This is a genomic window from Altererythrobacter sp. C41 (assembly GCF_016803135.1).
In the GTDB taxonomy this organism is placed as follows: domain Bacteria; phylum Pseudomonadota; class Alphaproteobacteria; order Sphingomonadales; family Sphingomonadaceae; genus Pelagerythrobacter.
On record NZ_JAEVFE010000024.1, the window covers coordinates 1 to 1,758 of the forward strand.

Annotated in this window: 2 protein-coding genes; both read left to right on the top strand. The window is 65.6% G+C overall.

The features are described 5' to 3' along the window. Position 1 precedes the first annotated feature (1 nt). Entirely contained in the window at positions 2–748 is a 747-nt protein-coding gene (locus JNO53_RS15245) for an electron transfer flavoprotein subunit beta/FixA family protein (RefSeq protein WP_203113627.1), read from the top strand. Positions 749–871: 123 nt separating this feature from the next. Continuing rightward, the coding region (locus JNO53_RS15250; RefSeq protein ID WP_203113631.1) for an electron transfer flavoprotein subunit alpha/FixB family protein at positions 872–1,758 on the top strand (887 nt) is incomplete at its 3' end.

A 1,758-nucleotide genomic window follows, 5' to 3' on the forward strand; every position in this document is an offset into this window, starting at 1 on the left:
CATGAAGATCCTCGTGCCCGTGAAGCGGGTGATTGACTACAACGTGAAGCCTCGGGTGAAGGGGGATGGCACGGGTGTTGATCTAGCGAACGTGAAGATGAGCATGAACCCGTTCGACGAGATCGCGGTGGAAGAAGCGATCCGGATCAAGGAAGCGGGCAAGGCGGAAGAGATCGTGGCGGTCTCGATCGGCCCGGCCAAGGCGACCGAGACGCTGCGCACGGCGCTGGCGATGGGCGCGGACCGGGCGATCCTGGTGCAGACGGATGACGAGGTCGAGCCGCTCGCGGTCGCCAAGATCCTCAAGGCGATCTACGAGGCGGAGCAGCCGGGCCTGGTGATCCTGGGCAAGCAGGCGATCGACGACGATTCCAACCAGACCGGGCAGATGCTGGCTGCGCTGACCGGCCGGCCGCAGGGCACCTTCGCCAACGACGTCGAAATCGATGGCGACAGCGTCACCGTGAAGCGCGAGGTCGACGGCGGTCTCGAGACGGTCAAGCTCACGCTCCCGGCGATCGTCACCACCGACCTGCGCCTGAACGAGCCGCGCTATGCCTCGCTGCCGAACATCATGAAGGCCAAGCAGAAGCCGCTCGATACCAAGAGCCCGGCCGATTACGGCGTCGATACTGCCCCGCGCCTCAAGACCACCAGGGTCTCCGAGCCGCCGGTGCGCCAGGCAGGCGTGAAGGTCGCCGACGTCGACGAGCTGGTCGCCAAGATCAAGGCGCTCGGGATCGCCTGAGCTTCAAACCCATCATCCGTTCGTGCTGAGCTTGTCGAAGCACCGTCCTTCTTCGGGCGTTCGGATGAAGAAAGTGCGGCCCTTCGACAAGCTCAGGGCGAACGGACTTCGAGGTAAGAAATCATGAAAACGCTGGTTCTGGTCGAACACGACAACGCTTCGGTGAAGGACGCCACGCTGTCCGCCGTCACTGCCGCTTCGAAGCTGGGCGAAGTGCATCTGCTCGTCGCCGGGAGCGGCTGCGGCGCGGTGGCCGAGGCGGCTGCGAAGATCGCAGGGGTGGGCAAGGTCCATGTCGCCGACGATCCCGCCTACGAGCACCAGCTGGCCGAGAACGTCGCGCCGCTCGCAGCCGCGCTGATGAAGGACCACGACGCCTTCCTCGCCCCTGCCACGACCACCGGTAAGAACATCGCCCCGCGCGTTGCCGCGCTGCTCGACGTGATGCAGATCTCCGACATCCTCTCGGTCGAAGGCGACAAGACCTTCACCCGTCCGATCTATGCCGGCAACGCGATCGCGACGGTCGAATCGAGCGATCCCAAGCTGGTCGTCACCGTGCGCGGCACGGCGTTCGACAAGGCTGCTGCCGAAGGCGGCTCGGGCACGGTCGAGGCGGTCTCGGGTCCCGGCGATGCCGGCCTCTCGAGCTTCGTCAGCCAGGAGCTTGCCAAGAGCGAGCGCCCCGAGCTGACCAGCGCCAAGGTGATCGTCTCGGGCGGCCGCGCGCTCAAGGATGCAGCAACGTTCGAGGAAGTGATCATGCCGCTGGCCGACAAGCTCGGTGCGGGCGTCGGCGCAAGCCGCGCGGCGGTCGATGCGGGCTATGTCCCCAACGACTACCAGGTCGGCCAGACCGGCAAGATCGTCGCGCCCGAAGTCTACATCGCCATCGGCATCTCGGGCGCCATCCAGCACCTCGCCGGCATGAAGGACTCCAAGACCATCATCGCCATCAACAAGGACGAGGACGCTCCCATCTTCCAGGTCGCAGACATCGGCCTCGTCGC